Annotated in this window: 18 protein-coding genes; 4 read left to right on the top strand and 14 right to left on the bottom strand. The window is 72.0% G+C overall.

Translation table 11 applies throughout. The features are described 5' to 3' along the window. Window positions 1-52: 52 nt before the first annotated feature. The gene (locus tag M4D54_RS06390) at window positions 53-760 is read right to left on the bottom strand and encodes an HAD-IA family hydrolase (RefSeq protein ID WP_193866086.1); all 708 of its coding nucleotides are present in this window, start codon (window positions 758-760) and stop codon (window positions 53-55) included. Window positions 761-865: 105 nt separating this feature from the next. Between M4D54_RS06390 and M4D54_RS06385 the strand changes: the two genes are divergently transcribed. Together M4D54_RS06385 and M4D54_RS06380 are read left to right on the top strand one after the other, a co-directional pair. After that, entirely contained in the window at window positions 866-1,585 is a 720-nt protein-coding gene (locus M4D54_RS06385; protein WP_259890741.1) for an AzlC family ABC transporter permease, read from the top strand. Further along, window positions 1,582-1,896, top strand: a complete 315-nt coding sequence (locus M4D54_RS06380) for an AzlD domain-containing protein (protein WP_193866084.1) — start codon at window positions 1,582-1,584, stop codon at window positions 1,894-1,896. The genes M4D54_RS06385 and M4D54_RS06380 overlap by 4 nt, the downstream gene beginning before the upstream one ends. 44 nt (window positions 1,897-1,940) lie before the next feature. Here the strand turns inward: M4D54_RS06380 and M4D54_RS06375 are convergent, their stop codons facing one another. The 6 genes from M4D54_RS06375 to M4D54_RS06350 all read right to left on the bottom strand — a co-directional run bounded on the left by M4D54_RS06375 (window position 1,941) and on the right by M4D54_RS06350 (window position 8,782). Beyond that, window positions 1,941-2,351 (bottom strand): hypothetical protein, encoded by a 411-nt coding sequence (locus M4D54_RS06375; protein WP_193866083.1) that lies wholly within the window; start codon window positions 2,349-2,351, stop codon window positions 1,941-1,943. Then, window positions 2,351-3,067 carry a 4-hydroxy-tetrahydrodipicolinate reductase gene (gene dapB / locus M4D54_RS06370; RefSeq protein ID WP_228019532.1) on the bottom strand — a complete coding sequence of 239 codons (717 nt, stop codon included), beginning with the start codon at window positions 3,065-3,067 and terminating at the stop codon, window positions 2,351-2,353. Before dapB ends, M4D54_RS06375 begins: the two co-directional genes overlap by 1 nt. A 145-nt stretch (window positions 3,068-3,212) precedes the next feature. Further along, window positions 3,213-4,580 (bottom strand): pitrilysin family protein, encoded by a 1,368-nt coding sequence (locus M4D54_RS06365; protein WP_193866082.1) that lies wholly within the window; start codon window positions 4,578-4,580, stop codon window positions 3,213-3,215. A 254-nt stretch (window positions 4,581-4,834) separates the two neighbouring features. Beyond that, window positions 4,835-7,135 carry a polyribonucleotide nucleotidyltransferase gene (locus tag M4D54_RS06360; protein WP_259890745.1) on the bottom strand — a complete coding sequence of 767 codons (2,301 nt, stop codon included), beginning with the start codon at window positions 7,133-7,135 and terminating at the stop codon, window positions 4,835-4,837. Between the two features lie 211 nt (window positions 7,136-7,346). Further along, complete coding sequence (rpsO, locus tag M4D54_RS06355; RefSeq protein WP_193866081.1) at window positions 7,347-7,616, bottom strand: 30S ribosomal protein S15; 270 nt, start codon at window positions 7,614-7,616, stop codon at window positions 7,347-7,349. A 149-nt stretch (window positions 7,617-7,765) separates the two neighbouring features. After that, window positions 7,766-8,782 carry a bifunctional riboflavin kinase/FAD synthetase gene (locus M4D54_RS06350; protein ID WP_193866080.1) on the bottom strand — a complete coding sequence of 339 codons (1,017 nt, stop codon included), beginning with the start codon at window positions 8,780-8,782 and terminating at the stop codon, window positions 7,766-7,768. 326 nt (window positions 8,783-9,108) lie between these two features. On the opposite strand from M4D54_RS06350, the gene M4D54_RS06345 reads away from it, so the two are divergent. Continuing rightward, a complete protein-coding gene (locus tag M4D54_RS06345; protein ID WP_193866079.1) occupies window positions 9,109-10,656 on the top strand; it encodes a L,D-transpeptidase family protein in 1,548 nt (515 codons plus the stop codon). A 125-nt stretch (window positions 10,657-10,781) separates the two neighbouring features. Here M4D54_RS06345 and truB read toward each other — a convergent pair whose 3' ends face one another. The 7 genes from truB to rimP all read right to left on the bottom strand — a co-directional run bounded on the left by truB (window position 10,782) and on the right by rimP (window position 18,566). After that, window positions 10,782-11,726, bottom strand: a complete 945-nt coding sequence (gene truB, locus M4D54_RS06340; protein ID WP_259890744.1) for a tRNA pseudouridine(55) synthase TruB — start codon at window positions 11,724-11,726, stop codon at window positions 10,782-10,784. 14 nt (window positions 11,727-11,740) lie between these two features. Further along, window positions 11,741-12,238, bottom strand: a complete 498-nt coding sequence (gene rbfA / locus M4D54_RS06335; protein WP_193866078.1) for a 30S ribosome-binding factor RbfA — start codon at window positions 12,236-12,238, stop codon at window positions 11,741-11,743. 1 nt (window position 12,239) lies between these two features. Then, entirely contained in the window at window positions 12,240-13,343 is a 1,104-nt protein-coding gene (locus M4D54_RS06330) for a TRM11 family methyltransferase (protein WP_193866077.1), read from the bottom strand. A 61-nt stretch (window positions 13,344-13,404) separates the two neighbouring features. Beyond that, entirely contained in the window at window positions 13,405-16,314 is a 2,910-nt protein-coding gene (gene infB / locus M4D54_RS06325; RefSeq protein ID WP_259890739.1) for a translation initiation factor IF-2, read from the bottom strand. A gap of 96 nt (window positions 16,315-16,410) precedes the next feature. After that, complete coding sequence (locus M4D54_RS06320; RefSeq protein WP_259890738.1) at window positions 16,411-16,713, bottom strand: YlxR family protein; 303 nt, start codon at window positions 16,711-16,713, stop codon at window positions 16,411-16,413. Window positions 16,714-16,918: 205 nt separating this feature from the next. After that, window positions 16,919-17,893 carry a transcription termination factor NusA gene (nusA, locus tag M4D54_RS06315; protein WP_259890737.1) on the bottom strand — a complete coding sequence of 325 codons (975 nt, stop codon included), beginning with the start codon at window positions 17,891-17,893 and terminating at the stop codon, window positions 16,919-16,921. Window position 17,894: 1 nt separating this feature from the next. Further along, window positions 17,895-18,566, bottom strand: a complete 672-nt coding sequence (gene rimP, locus M4D54_RS06310; protein ID WP_193865390.1) for a ribosome maturation factor RimP — start codon at window positions 18,564-18,566, stop codon at window positions 17,895-17,897. 227 nt (window positions 18,567-18,793) lie between these two features. On the opposite strand from rimP, the gene M4D54_RS06305 reads away from it, so the two are divergent. Next, window positions 18,794-19,844, top strand: a 1,051-nt coding sequence (locus M4D54_RS06305) for a ferritin-like domain-containing protein (protein ID WP_259890735.1), incomplete at its 3' end; no start/stop codon positions are given.

Below are 19,844 nucleotides of genomic sequence, written 5' to 3'. Positions count from 1 at the left end.
CCACGCCGCTCAGGCGCGACCGTCCGCACACCGCCCGGTCAGGTGGGCCCCGTCACTGCGCGCCGCGACGCGAGAGCAGCAGCGCACCCTCCTGCACGGCGACCTCGAGGTCGTCCAGGGAGGTGAGCAGCACCGGGGCAAGGGGTTCGAGATCGGCCGCCGGGGTGGTGGAGGTGATCGCCATGGTGCGACACCCCGCATCCAGCCCGGAGCGCAGCCCGCCCACCGAGTCCTCCACCACGACCGCATCCGAGGGGGCGACCCCGAGGCGCTCGGCCCCCAGCAGGTACGGCTGCGGGTCGGGCTTGCCGCGCTCCACCTGGTCGGCCGTGACCAGTGTCGCCGGCACCGGCAGGGACGTGGTGGCCCAGCGCGCCTCGAACAGGGGCATGGTGCACGAGGTGACGATCGTCCAGGTGGGCCGACCGAGCTGCTGGGACGCCGCATCGAGCTGCTCGAGGATGCGGCGGGTGCCGGGCAGGGTGAGGATCGAGTCGACGTCGGCGATCTCCAGCTGTTCGATGCGGGAGTGGGCCGCGGCGATCTCGGCCTCGGTCATGTCCGGGAAGAACTCCCTCAGCACCTGCCGGGCCGGGCGGCCGTGCATGGCATGGCCGAAGGTCTCGGTGGAGCCCAGCTCGGCCAGCAGCCCGTTCCACGCCCGCTCCACCGAGGAGCCGGAGTCGATCAGGGTGCCGTCCATGTCCAGCAGCAGGGCGCCGGTGCGCAGCGGGAGGCCGTCCGTGGGGGTGTGGGTCATGGGGCCACGCTCTCACACGGATCGGTGCGACGTCGGGGAGGTGGCGGGCCCGGACGCGGACAGCGCCGCCACCGGACACGGAACGGATCTATGGTGACCGGCATCATGAGTGCTGCGCTTCCCTCCTCCCGCACTGCGGTCCCCGACGAAGTCCGGCAGATCCGCCGCACCGGTTTCTCGGTGGGCCTGGCGACGGGGCTGTACGGCATCTCCTACGGGGCCCTCGCCACCGCTACGGGCCTGGACCTGTGGCAGGCGATGGTGCTCTCCGCGGTGCTGTTCAGCGGCGGCAGCCAGTTCGCCTTCGTGGGGGTGATCGGGGGCGGGGGCTCCGCCATCGGGGCGGCACTGGCCTCGATCCTGCTGGGGGTGCGCAACTCCCTGTACGGCCTCGCGCTGTCCCGGGTGCTGCCGCGGGGCGGGTGGCGCGGGGCGGCCCGTGCGCAGCTGACGATCGACGAATCCGCGGCGACCTCCGCCTCGGGCACCACCCCCGAGGCCGCCAGGGCCGGCTTCTGGGCCGCCGGGGTGTGGGTCTACGTGTTCTGGAACCTGTTCTCCCTGGCCGGCGCACTGGTGGGCCAGTTCGTGAGCGATCCGGGGGCATGGGGGCTGGATGCGGCTGCGGCGGCGGCCTTCCTGGCGCTGCTGTGGCCGAGGCTGCGCAGCGGGGAGACCATCGCGATCGCCGTCGCTGCCGCCTTCGTCGCGCTGCTGACCACGCCGGTGCTGCCCTCGGGACTTCCGGTGCTGGCGGCGGCGATGGTCGCGGTGGTGGCCGGTCTATGGCCCTCGCGGGGGCGTACGGAGGGCGAGCAGCGATGAGCATGCTGTGGATCGCGGCGATCGCGGCGTCCCTGGCGAGCTTCGTGCAGAAGTGGTTGGGCTACCAGGTGCCCTCCGAGGTGCTCGAGCGTCCCCGCGTGGCCCGGGTGACGCGGCTGCTGCCGATCGCCCTGCTGGGGGCCCTGGTCGCGGTGCAGACGGCGACGGACGGGGCCGCGATCGTGGCCGACGCCCGCCTCGCGGCGGTGGGTGTGGCCGCCGTGCTGCTGGTTCTGCGCGCCCCGTTCCTGGTGGTGGTGATCAGCGCAGCGGCCGCTGCCGCTGCGCTGCGTGCACTGGGCTGGGGCTGAGCACCCATCCGGACCATGCCGCGGGCGCGGACCACCGGTGCGGGTCAGGACCTCCGGTGCAGGTCGATCGCCCGGCGCACGCACAAGCGGGCGTTGCGACGGTCGCGCAGGGCGTCGTAGGCCAGTGCCAGGCGGAACCAGGATCGCCAGTCGCGCTCCTGCTCCGGCTGGTCCTCGATCGCGGACCTGGCGGCCTCGAACTCGGCGCGGGCATCGGAGCCGCCGGCGACAGCCGCGGGAGCGTACTGGCGGCTCAGGCGGCCGGCGCGCATGCCGAACAGCACCTCCCGCCAGGTCACCCACACGGTGAGCACCAGCAGGATGCCCACACCCAGTGCCAGGCCCCAGCCGATCACTCCCCCGGCCCGCGAGAAGCCCACGGCGATCCATCCCAGACCCCAGGCATACAGCGCGGTGATCAGCAGCAGCGCCGCGACGAACAGCTTCTGGCGCATCAGCCCAGCTCGAGGTAGCCGTCGAGGCCGACGGTCAGACCCGGGTGGGAGGCCACCTCGCGCACGCCCACCAGCACCCCCGGCATGAAGCTGACCCGGTCGAAGGAGTCGTGGCGCAGCTGGAACTGCTCACCGGCGCCGCCGAACTGCACCACCTCGTGGGCCACCAGCCCGCGCTGGCGCACGGCGTGCACGTGGATCCCGTCGACCACCGCCCCGCGAGCGCCCAGGGGATCCTTCTCGGTGGCGTCCGGCACCGGGCCCAGGCCACCGGCGGCGCGTCCACGGGCGACGGCGGCGGCAGTGTGGTTCGCGGTGCCGGAGGGGGCGTCGAGCTTGTCGGGGTGGTGCATCTCGATCACCTCGGCGCTCTCGTAGTAGCGCGCGGCGATCTCCGCGAAGCGCATGGCGAGCACGGCGCCGATGGCGAAGTTGGGGGCGATCAGCACGCCGAGCTGCTCGCGGCCCGCACGGGCCAGGGCGGTGCGCACCTCCTCCAGTGAGGTCTCGTCCCAACCGGTGGCGCCCACCACGGCGTGCACACCGTTCTCGATCGCCCACAGCACGTTGTCCTTGGTGGCACCGGGGATGGAGAAGTCCACCATCACCTGAGCGCCGGTCCTGGTGATCGCTGCGAGGTCGTCCTCGCGATCCACACGAGCGACCAGCTCAAGGTCGGGGGCCTGCTCGACGGCGCGGCAGGCCTCGGAGCCCATGCGCCCGCGGGCACCGATCACGGCCACTCGGATCGAGGGGCCGGCGTCGCTGCCGGTCGCGGGGCGGTCGGTGGGGGCGGTGGTGTCGTTCACTATGGTGCCTTCCTGCCCGCAAAGGGCGCTGTGCTGGTGGGGCCCTGGCCCCTCAGGCCTCGGGGCCCACGTCGATACGAGTGGTGAAGGAGGAGGCGAGCTGTGCGGCCAGGGCCTGGACGTCCGCGGCGCTCACCCGGGAGATCTTCTCGAGGATCTCGTCGATCCCCGTGTAGCGGCCGTGCATCAGCTCGATGGTGCCCAGGCGACCCATACGGCTGCTGGTGTCCTCCAGGCCCAGGGCGAAGGAGCCGGTGATCTGCCCGAGGGCGCGGCGCATCTCCGCGTCGTCCACGCCCCGCTCCCCCATGTCGGTGAGCTCCTGTGCGAGCAGTTCGACCACTTCGGCGGTGCGGGAGGGACGGCAGGCCGCGTACAGCCCGAACAGTCCGGCGTCGTGGTAGCCGGCGCTGAAGGAGTACACGGAGTAGGCCAGTCCCCGCTGCTCGCGCACGTGCTGGAAGAGCCGGGAGGACATGCCGCCGCCCAGGATGGACATCAGCACCGAGAGGGTATGGCGCTTCTCGTCGACCGCGGTGATGCCGGTGCCGCCCAGGTAGATGTGGTTCTGCTCGGTGGGGCGGGCCAGGCGCCTCGGCACGATCCGGGCCACGGCCTCACCGCTGACCGCGCCCTCGGTGGCACCGGCACCGGCAGCGCCGGCAGCGCTGGGGGTCTCGTGGGTCTCGCGGGAGCGGCGGTGCGGGAGGGCCCCGGGCTCGAGCCCCCAGCCGCCGCGGCGCAGGCCCTCCAGCAGAAGGTCGGCCAGCTGGTCGTGGTCCACGTCGCCCACCGCGGTGACCACCAGGTTGTCGGGGCGGTAGTGCTCGCCGTAGTGGGCGCGCACGTCCTCGATGTCCAGGTCCGTGACGGTCTGCGCGGTGCCGCCCACGGGGCGGCCGATGGCGGTCTCAGGGCCCAGCACGTGGGCCAGGAAGGTCTCGTAGCCGACGTCCTGAGGATCGTCCTCGGCCATGGCCAGTTCCTCGAGGATCACCTCCCGCTCGGTGCGCAGCGCCTGCTCCTCGAGCAGGCTGGAGGTGACCATGTCGGTGAGCACGTCCACGGCCATGGGGACGTCGGCCGAGCGCACCCGGCCGTAGTACAGGGTGTGCTCCTTCGCGGTGACGGCGTTGGAGTCGCCGCCCACCTCGTCGAAGGCCGAGGCGATCTGCATCGCGGTGCGGCGACGGGTGCCCTTGAACAGCAGGTGCTCCAGCACGTGCGTGGAGCCGGCGTGCTCGGGCTTCTCGTCGCGGGAGCCGACGGGCAGCCACAGACCCAGGGTGGCGCTGCGCACGCTGCGGTCGGTCTCGGTGAGCAGGCGCACCCCGCCGGGCAGGATGGTGCGTCGCACGCCGGAAGCGGCATCGAGCACCACGTCAGAGGCAGGGTCGTCGTAGATCAGGTCCAGGGGCATCCGTCGATTCTCCCATGCCACTCATCTCGACATCCCCTTCGTTCCCCGCAGGCCCGTGGCGACCGTGGGAACACAGGCCACTGCGGACGACGGATCCCCGCGATGGGCAGTTCTCCCCTGCGCGGTGGGCGAAGTGCCGGGCCACCATGCACGGATGCCCTGGTTCCGATTCGCAGTGGAATCGGAACCAGGGCATCCGGTGGCCTGAGCTCGCGACCCGACTCGGGTGCTCATCTCAGAGCATCACGCTCAGCTCACTCGGCGGTGGTCGCCTCGCGCTCGAGGTTCTCGGCGGACTCGACGGGGGCACCGGACGTGTCGGTGCTCTTCTCCTCGGCCTTGTCGTCCTCCGGGACGGCCAGGGAGATCTTGCCGCGGGCGTCGACCTCGCGGATCTCCACCTCGACCTTCTGGCCCACCTTGACGACGTCCTCGACGCTCTCCACGCGCTTGCCGCCGTTCAGCTTGCGCAGCTGGGTGACGTGCAGCAGGCCGTCCTTGCCGGGGGTCAGCGACACGAAGGCACCGAAGTCGACCACGCGCACCACGGTGCCGAGGTAGCGCTCGCCGACCTCGGGCACCATCGGGTTGGCGATCGCGTTGATCGCGCTGCGGGCGGCCTCCGCGGAGGGGCCGTCGGTGGCGCCGATGTACACGGTGCCGTCGTCCTCGATGGTGATGTCGGCCCCGGTGTCGTCCTGGATCTGGTTGATCATCTGGCCCTTGGGGCCGATGACCGCGCCGATCTTGTCGACGGGGATGGTCACCGCGAGCACGCGCGGGGCGTGCGGGCTCATCTCGTCGGGGGTGTCGATGGCCTCGTTCATCACCGACAGGATCGCCAGGCGCGCCTCGCGAGCCTGGGCCAGTGCGGAGGCCAGCACCGAGGCGGGAATGCCGTCGAGCTTGGTGTCCAGCTGGATCGCGGTGATGAACTCGGGGGTGCCGGCCACCTTGAAGTCCATGTCGCCGAAGGCGTCCTCGGCACCGAGGATGTCGGTGAGGGCCGCGTAGCGGGTCTCGCCCTCGACGGTGTCGGAGATGAGGCCCATGGCGATGCCGGCCACCGGGGCGCGCAGCGGCACTCCGGCGTTCAGCAGGGACAGGGTGGAGGCGCACACGGATCCCATCGAGGTGGAGCCGTTGGAGCCCAGCGCCTCGGAGACCTGACGGATCGCGTAGGGGAACTCCTCGCGGCCCGGCAGCACGGGCACCAGGGCGCGCTCGGCGAGCATGCCGTGGCCGATCTCGCGGCGCTTCGGGGAGCCCACGCGACCGGTCTCACCGGTGGAGTAGGGCGGGAAGTTGTAGTGGTGCAGGTAGCGCTTGCGGTCGTTCGGCGACAGCGAGTCGATCTGCTGCTCCATCTTGAGCATGTTCAGCGTGGTGACACCCAGGATCTGGGTCTCGCCGCGCTGGAACAGGGCCGAGCCGTGGACGCGGGGCAGCACCTCGACCTCGGCCGAGAGGGCGCGGATGTCCCGCAGGCCACGGCCGTCGATGCGCACGCCGTCGGTGAGGACCTTCTGGCGCACGACCTTCTTGGTCAGCGCACGGTAGGCCCCGGTGATCTCCTTCTCGCGGCCCTCGAGCTGGTTGCCCTCGCCGCCGAGCTCCTCGGTGATCTGGGCCAGCAGCTCCTCGGTGCGCTCCTCGCGCTCCTGCTTGCCTGCGATGGACATGACCTCGCGCAGGCGATCGGCAGCGGCCTGCTCCACGATCCCGTAGGCGTCCTCCTGGTGGTCCAGGAACAGCGGGAACTCGCGCACCGGCTTGGCGGCCTTGGCGGCCATCTCGGACTGGGCCTGGCACAGGGTGCGGATGAACACCTTGGCAGCCTCGAGGCCCTCGGCCACGACCTCCTCGGTGGGGGCGATGGCGCCCTGGTTCTTGATCAGGTCCCAGGAGTTGTCGGTGGCCTCGGCCTCGACCATCATCACGGCGACGTCGGAGCTCTCGCCCTCGCCGACCATGCGCCCGGCGACGACCATGGAGAACACGGCCTCCTCGAGCTGGGAGTAGGTGGGGAACGCGACCCACTGGCCGCCCTCGGCGGTGGGCATCAGGGCGATGCGCACGCCGCCGATCGGGCCGGAGAACGGCAGGCCGGAGATCTGGGTGGAGGCGGAGGCGCCATTGATGCCGATGACGTCGTAGGCATCATCGGGGTTGGCGGCCATCACGGTCAGGACGACCTGGACCTCGTTGCGCAGGCCCTTGACGAAGGCGGGGCGCAGCGGACGGTCGGTGAGGCGGGCGGCGAGGATGGCGTCCGTGCTGGGACGGCCCTCGCGGCGGAAGAACGAGCCGGGGATGCGACCGGCGGCGTACATCCGCTCCTCGACGTCCACCGTGAGCGGGAAGAAGTCGAACTGGTCCTTGGGTCGGTTCGAGACGGCGGTGGCCGAGAAGACCATCGTGTCGTCGTCGAGGTACACGCTGACCGCGCCGGCGGCCTGCTGGGCGAGACGGCCGGTCTCGAAGCGCACCTCGCGGCGGCCGAACGAGCCATTGTCGATGACCGCGGTGGTCGCGGTGATGTCAGGGCCTTCCATGGCCATGGGGTATCTCCTTGGATAGGGGTGCCCCTGCCGGTGCGGCCTTCGTCAATCACGCGCGGTTCCCTGGTGGGGACCGAACGCCACTGCCGAGGACCGAACCTGGGCGGGGCGGGGTTCAGGTGCCGCCCTCCCGGACGGCGGGTGGTTCACCGGGGTGAACACAGACAGCCGCCGCCCGCCCCGGAGGGACGAGCGGCGGAGAGGGTCACCGGCGCAGGCCGAGGCGCTGGATCAGCGCACGGTACCGCTCGATGTCGACGTCCTGCAGGTACTGCAGGAGGCGCTTGCGCTGGCCGACCAGCAGCATCAGGCCGCGGCGCGAGTGATGATCGTGCTTGTGGGTCTTGAGGTGCTCGGTCAGGTACGTGATGCGGTGGGACAGCAGAGCGATCTGGACCTCGGGCGAACCGGTGTCGCCCTCGCTGGTGCCGTACTCCTTGATGATCTCCTGCTTGGTGGCGGTGTCGAAGGCCATGGTTCTCCGGGGGTCGAGTGCGCGGCGCACCGGGGCATGTTCTCCCGGGCTCTCTCTGCGAGCGTGATCCCCGTCCCGGTGGCACTGAGGGGTGCCGGGGTGGGGGCGGGTGCGCTCTCCGCGGCCGAATGGACGGCCCGGACAGGTTATCAGTCGGCCGGCGGCTCGGACACGGAAGAGGTGTCCAGAGTGCGACGCGTCACCTCGACGTCCCGGTGCATCTGCTCCACCAGGTCGTCGATCCCGTCGAACTTCAGGGTGGGACGCTGATAGTCCACGAACTCCAGCCGCACCGTGTCGCCGTACAGGTCCAGCGTGTGGTCGTCGTGGACGTACGCCTCGACGGTGCGCTGCGGGACGCCCTGGGCGGTGAAGGTGGGGTTGGTGCCGATGGAGATCGTCGCCGGGGCTCCCGCCAGTGCAGGGGTGCCGAGGTGGCCCGGGTGCTGCTCGATGACGGTGAGGAACCCGGCGTACACGCCGTCCGCGGGGACGAGGCCCTGCGGGGCCGGTCCCAGGTTGGCGGTGGGGAAGCCCATCTCGCGGCCGCGGCGGTGCCCGTGGTGGACCACGTCGGCCACGGTGTGCCGGCGGCCCAGCATCACGGCGGCCTCCTCGACGTCGCCGCCCAGCAGTGCCTCGCGGATGGCGGAGGAGGAGATGCGCCCGCTGCCCTGTCCCTCCGGGCCGAGGTCGGAGACGGTCACCACCTCGAAGCCGTACTGCTCCCCCAGCTCCCTCATGGTCTCGATGGTGCCGGCGTTGGCCCGGCCGAACAGCGCATCCTCGCCGAGGACCACGCAGCGTGCGCCCAGGCCCTCCACCAGGAAGATGCGCACGAACTCCTCGGCCTCGTGCTGGGCGAACTCCCGGGTGAACTCGAGGTCCAGCACTCCACCCACTCCAGCCAGCAGCAGCAGGCGGTCCCGGTCCTCGTGCCCCGTGATCAGCGGGGGCTCGGCCACCCCTCGCATGACATGGCGCGGATGGGGCCAGAACGTGAGCGCGACCGGGGTCAGGGCGCGTGAACGGGCATGGTGGATCAGCTGGGACAGCACGTGTCGGTGACCGCGATGCACACCGTCGTAGTTGCCGATCGACACCGCCGTGGCGCCGAGCTCGGCGGGCACCTCGCTCAGGGAATGCCAGATGGGGCTGCGGGTCACAGGCGGCTGGGTCCTTCTTCTGCTCGGGCGCGGGGGCACCCACGGACGGGGACGACGGGGGCCGGGACCGGGCCGGGGCCCTATCGCGACGGGAACACTGTAGCGGCCCGTCCGGTGCCACCCCGAGCCGGCCGTCGTCGCTCCGGCACACGCGCAGGCCGTGCGCTCCCGGCGGTCTGTGACGAAGCTCGACGCGCCGCACCCTGTGGCACAGCGACGCGCTCCAGTATCGTGGTCCGGAAGGCGGTGCCGGGGAGGGACCCCTGTGCCCTCCCGCGTTCGACAGCGGGGGCAGCCAGACGGCCGCCGAGAACGGAACGACAACCATGACGAACGTGACCGACACCGCCGCGACCGGCGGTCCCGTGCCGGCCGACCGCGGCCGGAAGCGCCTCGCCCTGGTCGTGCTGGCCATCATCGGCGTCATCGCCGTGCTGCTGACCGGCGGGGCCATGGCCTATGCCAAGCAGTTCGACGGCAAGGCCCTGCCCGGCACCACTGTGCTCGGGCAGGACGTCTCGGGCAAGAGCCCGGAGGAGATCTCCCAGCTGATCGCCGAGCGCGGTGAGGACGTCACCGTCACCATCACCGCGGACGGCACCGAGCACGAGGCGTCCCTCGCCGATCTCGGCGTCACCGTGGACGCCCAGGCCACCGGCCAGGCCGCCGTGGCCCGCGAGGACTCCTTCATGGACATCCTGCGCGCCACCTGGAGCGGCGAGCACGTCGTCGAACCCGTCGTCTCGGTGGACGAGGCCGCGGTGGCCTCCTACGCCAAGGGCCTGGTGCCCGCGGACCGCACCGAGCCGGTGGACGCCCAGGTGGTCTTCGACGAGGACGCCCAGACCTGGAACGCTGTCCCCGGCCAGAGTGGTCAGGGCGTGGACCCGCAGGTGATGGTGAAGACCGTCACCCAGAAGGCCCCGGAGCTGGAGTCCTTCTCCGTGGATCAGCCCATCGAGGAGATCGCTCCGGCGATCACCACCGAGGAGGCCGAGGGCGTGGTCGGCACCATCGCCGCCGTTCTCGAGCAGCCGATGTCGATCTCCGGTCCCGAGGGCAAGACCTACGAGGTCTCCGCCGAGCGCCGCAACTCCTGGCTGTCCGTCGCCCCGGACGAGACCGGCGAGCAGCTGGTGCTCTCCGTGGACGAGGAGGGCGTGCGCGAGTGGGTCGCGGCCCGCGCCGACAAGGACTCCGTCAAGCCCAAGGACGGCATCGAGCAGGTCGACTCCGACGGCAAGGTCGTCAAGGTGGTCGCCGAGAAGCGCGACGGACTGGAGTTCACCAACGTGGACGCCGTGGCCGATGAGCTGATCGCCTCCCTGAAGGGCTCCAGCCCCCTCGAGATCGCCTTCGAGACCAAGACGGTCGAGGCCGAGGTCGAGCAGGTCAAGGCCCCCGAGGAGGAGTCCGAGGAGGAGAAGTCCGAGGAAGAGAAGTCCGAGGACGACGGGAAGGCGCAGGAGGAGAAGGCACCCGCTCCCACCGGTGAGAAGTGGATCGACGTCGACCTCAGCGCCAAGACGGTCACCGCCTACGTGGGTGAGACCCCGGTGTGGGGCCCCCGCTCGATGGTGGACGGCAAGGAGGGCTACGAGACCGTCACCGGTTCCTTCGAGATCTACCTGCGCTACGACCGCCAGGACATGACCAACGCGAACTACTACCCCGAGGGCCACCCGAAGTACTACTACACCCCGGACGTCCCGTGGGTGCAGTACTTCCACAACGGGTACGGCTTCCACGGTGCCCCGTGGCGCTCCTCTTTCGGGTACTCCGGGTCCCACGGCTGCATCAACATGCCGGTGTCCGAGGCGAAGTGGCTGTACGACTGGGCCTCGATCGGCACCCGCGTGGAGGTCCACTACTGATCCGGAGCTGAGGCTGGGCCGGCCGCCGGCACAGCCCGGCGAGTCCAGCAGAGGGACGGGCCCGTACCGCAGGATCCTGCGTTACGGGCCCGTTCTTCTCGTCGGTGGGACGGCAGCCGGCTCGCTCAGGTGCGCGCCTCGAGCGGGATGACCAGCTCGGGCTTCCAACCGTTCCCGTCGGCGCGGATGATGGCGCACAGACGCCCGTCCCCGTCCAGGGCCGCCGTGCGCATCTGCTCCCCTCCGCGGTCGGTCTCCCGATCGATCCGGCGGCCGTCGGCGAGCAGCCGCGCCTTCGACTCGTCCACCGTCACGGTGGGCAGCACCTGGGAGGCCGTCTCCCCCAGCCCGCGCAGCGGCAGCTCGACATCGTCCCCTTCTCCGCGGCCCGGGACATGGACCGCATGGTCCACGTCGAAGGGTCCCACCGCGATGCGCCGCAGCGCGGTGAGGTGGCCACCGGTGCCGAGGGCGGCACCGAGGTCGCGGGCCAGTGCGCGCACGTAGGTGCCCGAGGAGCACGTGACCACGGCATCGAGGTCCAGGTGGGGGCCGTCGGCGCGGCGGCCGGTGATCTCGAAGCGGTCGATCCGCACGGGCCGGGCAGCCAGTTCGACGTCCTCCCCGGCGCGGGCACGGGCATAGGCGCGCTTGCCGTCCACCTTGATCGCGCTGACGGTGGAGGGCACCTGCTGGATGTTCCCGCGCAGCGCCAGCAGCGTCCGCTCCAGGGCGTCGGGGTCGATGCCGGAGGCGTCGTGCTGCTCCCCGAGCGGTTCGCCCTCGCGATCATCGGTGGTGGTGGCGCGTCCCAGCCGGATGGTGGCCAGGTAGGTCTTGTCCAGGCCCACCAGGTGGGTGAGCAGCCGGGTGCCCTGGCCCACGCCGAGCACCAGCAGGCCGGTGGCCATGGGGTCGAGCGTGCCGGCGTGTCCCACCTTCTTCGTGCCCAGCAGCCAGCGCACGCGTGCGACGACGTCATGGCTGGTGCGGTCGGGGGCCTTGTCGACCAGCAGGACGCCGTGGGGTGCGCCCGTGGGTGCGGGATCGCCCCCACGGATGGGGCTCATCGGCGTGCGGGCGGTCACGGACGCGAAAAGTCCGCGCCGTCCTCACGGTCCTCGTCGTGCTCCTCGACCTCGGAATCCTCCTCCGCCTCGAGGTCGCGGGGCGTGCGGTACGGATCCGCCTCCCCGGCGTAGGTGGCGCCCTCCTTGGCCTTCAGCAGCGCGGCGTCGCGGGTGCGGGCCTCGGCCAGCAGCTCCTCGATGGCGCGGGCGCTGTCGGGGATCGCGTCGGGGACGAACTCGAGGGTCGGGGTCAGGCGCACGCCGGTCTGCTTGCCCACCTCGCGGCGCAGGATGCCGGTGGCGCTGGCGAGGCCCGCTGCCGTGCCGGCACGGTCCTCGTCGTCACCGAAGACGGTGTAGAACACGGTGGCGTGCTGGAGGTCTCCGCTCACGCGCACGTCGGTGATGGTCACGAAGCCCAGGCGGGGGTCCTTGATCCGCTTGTCGATCGTGGTGGCCACGATCTCCTTGATGCGGTCGGCCAGGCGCAGGGCGCGGGGGTTGTCGCTCATGTCAGGAGGTCCTCTCATCGGTGCCGACAGCGGCGAGCTGATCGGACTGGGGGTGGTCGTGGGGGACCGCGAGCAGCACGTCGCGGTCGATGGACTGGTCCACGCGGTGCCGGAAGGCGCCGTCCGCGCTGATGACGCGCAGCCCCGCCCCGGCGAGGGCCGCGCGCGCCTCCGCGTGGGACAGGGTGCGGCGGTTGATGGCCAGGGCCATCCCGCCGCCGTCGCGCAGCAGGGACCGCCAGCCAGGGGCGGCCTCGGTGAGGAAGTCGAGCGGGGAGCGCTGCCAGCCGGCGGAGGAGCGCCCTCCGTGCTGGATGCCGTAGGGCAGGTCCCCGACGATGGCGTCGACGCTGCGGGCGGGCAGCAGGTAGGGCAGCTCGCGGGTGTCGCAGCCGTACACGGTCAGGCGCTGGCCGCGCCCCTCCCGCTGCGTCTGCTTGTCGGGGGCCAGCTCCGCGTCGATGCGAGTGCCCAACTGCCTGCCGCGCAGGGTGAGGCGACCCTCGGTGACGGTGTGCTTGTAGCGGTGGGTGCGCAGCCACGTGCTCAGGAACGCGCGGTAGGCCTCGACGTCCTTGCGGTCGATCTCGGCGCCGAGGGGGCTGAGCCCCAGGCGCAGGGCGCGGTTCACGGTGGTGCCGCGGCCGCACAGGGGGTCCAGGAGGGTGAGGCTGCCGTCCGCCAGGCTGCTGCGGCGGGTGGACAGCGCGCACGCCAGGTTCACCAGCAGCGCGGTGAACTGCTCGTTCGTCTTGCCCGGGTACTTCAGGACGGTCTCGAGATCGTCGGGGTGGCGCAGCGGCACCGGCAGCTCCACAGGACGCAGCAGGGGCCCCGCCTGTCCGGGGGCCTCCGGGACGGACTCGAGAACCCCCAGGGTGGAGGACAGCGATCCAAGCAGCTGCAGGGCGGGACCCTCACCCAGGTCCGCGCCCTCGATCCGCAGGGCGTCCATGCCGCCCACCGTGTGCTCGTACACGTCGATGGACCGGCCCAGGTGGGCACCGAGCACCCAGCGGGCCTCCGCGACGGCCAGGTCGCCGGAGCGGGACGCGTAGACGCGATTGGCCGACGGGGCGCGCAGCACCGTCACCGTGCTGGTCATCGCGACTCACCTCCCGACGGGGAGCGGCCGGGCACCGCGCGGGTGCCCGGCCGTCCTCGGATCAGCTGCGGGGCTTCTCCTGCATCTCGTAGGTGGTGATCACGTCACCGACCTGGAGGTCGTTGAACGAGCCCAGGTTGATGCCGCACTCGTAGCCCTCGCGCACCTCGGTGACGTCGTCCTTGAAGCGACGCAGTCCCGCGATCTCGAGGTTCTCGGTGATGACCACCCCGTCGCGCGTGATGCGGGCCTTGCCGCCGCGCTTGATGAGGCCGCCACGCACGATGGAGCCGGCGATGTTGCCGAACTTGGAGGAGCGGAAGATCTCGCGGATCTCCGCCGAGCCCAGCTCGACCTCCTCGTACTCCGGCTTGAGCATGCCGGTGAGGGCCTGCTCGACCTCCTCGATGGCGCGGTAGATGACCGAGTAGTACTTGATCTCCACGCCCTCGCGGTCGGCGTACTCGGCGTTCTGGCCCTCGGCGCGCACGTTGAAGCCGATGATCACGGCGTCCGAGGCGACGGCCAGGTTGATGTTGTTCATCGTGATGGCGCCGACGCCGCGGTCGATGATGCGCAGCTGCACCTCATCGCCCACGTCGATGCCCAGCAGGGACTCCTCCAGCGCCTCGACGGAGCCGGCGGCGTCGCCCTTGAGGATGAGGTTGAGGGTCTCCACCTTGCCCTCGGCCATCGACTTGGTGATGTCCTCGAGGCTGATGCGCTTGCGGGCCTTGGACAGGGCCGCGGCGCGCTTGGCCGCCTCGCGCTTCTCGGCGATCTGGCGGGCGGTGCGCTCGTCCTGGGCGACCAGGAAGGAGTCACCGGCGCCGGGCACCGAGGTCAGGCCCAGCACCTGCACGGGCCGTGAGGGCCCGGCCTCCTCGATGTTGGCGCCGTTCTCGTCGAGCATGGCACGGACGCGGCCGTGGCCGGTGCCGCAGACGATCGCATCGCCCACGCGCAGGGTGCCCTGCTGCACCAGCACGGTGGCCACGGGGCCCCGACCGCGGTCCAGGTTCGCCTCGATGGACACGCCACGCGCATCCTTGTCGGGGTTGGCGCGAAGGTCCAGGGCGGCGTCCGCGGTCAGCAGCACGGCCTCCAGCAGCGCGTCGATGTTCTGGTTCTCGCGGGCCGAGACGTCCACGAACATCGTGTCGCCGCCGTATTCCTCGGCGATCAGGTTGTACTCGGTCAGCTGCTGGCGGATCTTCTGCGGGTTCGCCTCGGGCTTGTCGATCTTGTTGACCGCCACCACGATCGGGACGTCCGCTGCCTGGGCGTGGTTGAGCGCCTCGATGGTCTGCGGCATCACGCCGTCATCCGCCGCGACCACCAGGATCGCGATGTCGGTGACCTCGGCACCGCGGGCACGCATGGCGGTGAACGCCTCGTGGCCCGGGGTGTCGATGAAGGTGATCGCCCGGTCCTGGTCCTCGTGCTCCACCTGCACCTGGTAGGCGCCGATGTGCTGGGTGATGCCACCGGCCTCGCCCATGTGCACCTTGGAGGAGCGAATGGTGTCCAGCAGGCGGGTCTTGCCGTGGTCGACGTGACCCATCACGGTCACCACCGGCGGGCGGGGCAGACGATCCTCGTCGTCCTCGTCCTCCAGCTCGGCATCGAGGTCGATGTCGAACTGCTCGAGCAGCTCGCGCTCCTCGTCCTCCGGGGAGACGATCTCGATCTTGTAGCCGAGCTCCTCCCCCAGCAGGTGGAAGGTGTCCTCGTCCAGGGACTGGGTGGCCGTGGCCATCTCTCCCATCGCGAACAGCACGGTGATGAGCGAGGCGGGGTTGACGTCGATGCGATCGGCGAAGTCCGTCAGGGACGCGCCGCGACGCAGGCGGATCGGGGTGGAGCCGTCACCGCGCGGGATCTGCACGCCGCCCGGTGCGGGCGCCTGCATCTGCTCGAACTCCTGGCGCTTGGCGCGCTTGGACTTGCGGGAGCGAGCCGGCTTGCCGCCGCGTCCGAAGGCGCCCTGCGTGGCACCGCGACCACCGCGGCCACCGCGGGGACCGCCACCGGGGCCGCCTCCCGGACGTGCGCCGGGACCGCCGCCGGGGCGGCCGCCGCGGCCACCGCGACCGCCGCCGTCGGAGGGACGTGCATCGGCCAGACCGCCGTGGGAGTGCTGGCGCATGATGCCGGGGGTGGGCATGCCGGGGCGGCCGGCGGGACGGGGGCCGCCCGGACGGGGAGCTCCCTCACGCTGAGGACGGCCGCCCAGCTCGCCGCGCTGCTGCGGGCGCGGGCCGCCGGGACGCGGCATGCCCTGCGAGGACGCGAAGGGGTTGTTGCCCGGGCGGGGGCCACCGGGGCGCGGTCCGCCGGGGCGGGGTGCGCCGTCGCGCGACGGACGCCCGCCCTGCTGGCCGCGGCCACCGGGACGGGGCATGCCCTGCGAGGACGCGAAGGGGTTGTTGCCGGGGCGGGCGCCGCCGGGGCGCGGAGCGGGGCGCTCACCGCCTGGCTTGGGAGCCGCAGGGCGCTGGCCACCGGGCTTCGGCGCGGCGGAGGTGGAGTCGGAGTCCGCCGGGCGCTGCTGATCGGCATCGGCCCCGGGCGCGGGGGCCGAGGGCTTCTTCGCGGGAGCGGCGGGACCCGGCTTGGCCGGTGCCTCGGACGCGGGGGCCGAGTCGCCGGGCGCGGGGACCGGCTTCTTCTCGGTCGGCTCCGACGCAGCGGGCTTGCCCGCGGCCGGACCGGGCTTCTGCCCGGGCTTGGCGGGCGCCTTGGCTCCCGGCTTGGGGGCGCCGCCCGGCTTGGGGGCGCCGGCGCTCTTGGCGGGGGCGTCGTCACCGGAGGCGGCAGGGAACTCACTGCGCAGTCGGCGGGCGACGGGGGCCTCGATGGTCGACGAGGCGGAACGGACGAACTCGCCCATGTCCTGCAGCTTCTGCAGAACGACCTTGCTCGGCTGTCCGAGCTCCTTGGCGAGCTCGTGGACGCGGACCTTAGCCACATTTCTCCTGTCTCGGTCCGGCCGACAAGAGGGCGCGGACCATTAACTCCTGAGGGTGCTCATGATCGAGTACTCATCGGATGTCCATGGGTTCTTCTACCTTTTCCACTGAAGGGTGGGATCGGGATCCTCGAGGTCCCGGGCCAGCAGCCCGGTGTCGACCGCACCCCGGAAGGACCGGGGCAGGCCGCCTCGCCGCAGGGCGAGGTCGAGGCACGACGCGTCGGGGTGGAGCCACGCTCCGCGACCGGGGGCCGACCGACGGGGGTCGACCCGGACGCGAGGGGTGGCGCCGTCGGGAGCGGGCTCCCGGACCAGACGCACCAGCTGATCGCGCGGGGCGACCTGACGGCAGCCCACGCAGGTGCGCTCGGGGCGGCGGGGGGCGGGGTGGGCCACCTCGACTCCACCTCCGTTCCGAGCACGACCGGCGATGCCATCACGGCGACCCGGGACGGACCCCCGCTGTGCCACCACCGGCTGAACAGCCTCTCCAGTGTAGCGGAAGGGCTCCGGCGCGACCTCACCGGGGAGGTGTGGGACACAGTCGGCGGTGCCCGGCGGGTGCGCCCCGTCCCACACGGGCAGGCGCGAGCGTCCGGGATCAGGCCGCGCCCGAGGAGTCGGGGCCGATGTCGATCTTCCAACCGGTGAGCTTCGCGGCGAGGCGGGCGTTCTGGCCGTCCTTGCCGATGGCGAGGGAGAACTGGTTCTCCGGCACCAGGGCACGTACCTCCCTGCCCACCTCGTCCACCACGGTCACGGAGGTCACACGGGCGGGCGAGAGGGCGTTGGCCACATAGGCAACCGGATCCTCGTCGAAGTCGACGATGTCGATCTTCTCGCCGCCCAGCTCGTTCATCACCGCGCGCACCCGGGCGCCCATGGGTCCGATGCAGGCGCCCTTGGCGTTGACGCCCGGGACCGCGGCGTGCACCGCCATCTTGGTGCGGTGGCCGGCCTCCCGGGCCAGGCCCGCGATCTCGACGGTGCCGTCGGCGACCTCGGGCACCTCCAGGGCGAACAGGCGCCGCACCAGGTTGGGGTGGGAGCGGGACAGCGTGATCTGCGGACCCTTCGGGCCGCGGCGCGCCTCGATCACGTACGCGCGCAGCCGCCTGCCATGGGGGTACTCCTCACCGGGCACCCGCTCGTGCGGGGGCAGGACCGCTTCGACGTCGCCCAGGTCCACCATCACCATGCGCGGGTCCCGGCCCTGCTGGATGATTCCGGAGACAATGTCCTCGGTGCGATCGGCGAACTCCCCCAGCACCGCTTCGTCCTCGAGGTCGCGGATGCGCTGGAAGATCACCTGGCGGGCGGTCGAGGCGGCGACGCGACCGAAGTTCTCCGGGGTGTCGTCCCATTCCTCGACCACGGTGCCGTCCTCGGCGAACTCCCGGGCGATCACCGAGACCTGGCCGGTCTTCTCTTCGATGACCACCTCGGAGGTGCGCACCGGGTGGTCGGTGTGCATGTAGGCGGCGTGCAGCGCCTGGCGGATCGCGTCCAGCAGGACGGGCAGGCGGATGTCCCTCTCACGTTCGAGCGCGCGCAGGGCGCCCATGTCGATGTCCATCTCAGCTCTCCTTCGGTGCGGCGGCCGGATCGACGTCGACCTCGTCGACGCCCTCCGAGCCGGTGGTGATCGTGTCGGCCTCCGCGATCAGCTGGTCGAGGTCCGCCGGTGGGTCGAACTCGATCTGCACCCGGGCGGAGGCCACCTCGGCCAGGGGGATCAGCAGCTGTGCGGGCGTGCCCGCGGGCAGCCGGCGCGGGCGGCCACGGTCGTCGGTGCCGGGCTCGGGACGCAGCACGATCACGGGCTCGCCCTCAGCGGTGCCGGAGCTCGGCGCGGAAGCGGAGCTCTGCTCCCGCACGGCGAGCACCCGGGCTCGATGCTCCGTGCCGTCGGCGGTGCGCAGCAGGACCAGCCTGCCGCGGGCGCGGCGGAAGTGACGTGCGGTGGTGAGGGCCCGGTCCACGCCGGGGGTGGTGACCTCGAGCACGGACGGTCCTGATCCGATCAGGGAGCCGTCGGCGTCGATCAGCTCGCTGAGGGCGCTGGAGGCCTCGGCCACGGTGTCGAGATCGGCGCTGCCGGTGCGGTCCTCGGGCAGGTCCACCACCAGGCGCACCTGGGTGGTGCCGCTGCGGGGCCGTACCACCAGGTCCTCCAGCACGAGATCGAAGCGCTCCAGGACCTCGGTGGCGGCCTGCCGCAGTGCGGAGTGCTCCTCGGACGTGCTCATCGCTCGATCCCCCTCCTCCACGCACACCACGGCCGCGGCTCGATTGTCAGTCCCCACCGCCGGTGGCCGGGGTGGGCACGATCCAGGATAGTGCGCCGGGCCGGGTTCCGCTCCCTCGCGGCCCCTGTGCTGCGGCCCTCAGGCGTGACTGGCGGGCTCGATGCGAGAATCAGCTGGTGCCCAACACGTCCCGTCCTGCCTCCGCCGCCTCTCGCCCCTTTCCAGCGATGAGTCGGCGCACGGTGTTCGCGCTGGCAGCAGGGAGCGTCCTGGGGATCACGGCCTGCGGTCCCGTGCGCGTGGGAGGCCCAGCCGAGTACACGCCTCCCCCGCCCGGCATCGATGACCTGTACCGGGTCGACCTGCTCGCGCTGCTGGACCGCACGGTCGCCTCGACGGAGGCGCTGCGGGATCGGGCCGGGGCCGGGACCGGCGCGAGCGACGGAGGTGGCGAGCCGGCCCCGGTGCCCCCGGACGTCGGGGTCACCGATGCCCTGGCGGCGCTGTCCCGCGCACTGCCGGTGCAGCGCGAGGCGCTGCTGACCGGCGCACAGGCCGAGCGGGAGTCGGAGCAGGCGGAGGACCCGGATCCCCACGCCACTACAGCGCCCGCTCCCACCGCCACGGCCACCGACCTGGCGGGTCTGATCGCACTGCTGGTGGAGCTGAGGGAGCTGTGCGTGGACGCGGCTCGTCAGGTCTCCGGATCCCTGGCCCGCCCCGTGTGCGCACTCGGCGCCCACACCACGTGGGCGGCGGCGCGACTGCACCGGACCAGCGGGCAGGGCGAGGTCCCCGGGCCGCGGGCGGCGGAGGACATCGCGCCCACGCGTGCGGTCCCGCAGCAGGATCCGCCCTCGATCGGTGCCGAGAGCGACTACCACCAGTACATCGAGGCGGCCCAGGAGCAGGAGTGGTACACCGCCTACGTCCACGAGGTGCTCGCGGCGAGCGCCGAGGGGACCGCGCGCGAGGACCACCTGACAGCGGTGGAGGAGCATCGCGCCCGGGCCGATGCGCTGCTGACCATCGCGACGGAGGATGGGGCCCCGCCGGTGGAGCGGCAGGCGGTGTACCCGCTGCCGGGCGGCACGCTCTCCGGCCGCAGCGCAGCACAGTTGCCGAGTCTCCTCTCGGAGGCTCTGCTGGTGGGGCACGTCTCGCTGGTGGGCGCAGCGCCGTTCGAGCGGCGCGCCGTCTCGATCGAGGCGGCGATGGCGGAGGCGGGTGTGCTCGCGTCCCTGGTGGGCAGGCTGGAGCCGCTGCCGTCCATGGCCC

Source organism: Brachybacterium sp. p3-SID1565 (assembly GCF_025143785.1).
In the GTDB taxonomy this organism is placed as follows: Bacteria; Actinomycetota; Actinomycetes; order Actinomycetales; family Dermabacteraceae; genus Brachybacterium; species Brachybacterium epidermidis.
The sequence above is the reverse complement of the archived record's forward strand: the minus strand, read 5'-3'. Positions and strand labels throughout refer to the sequence as shown.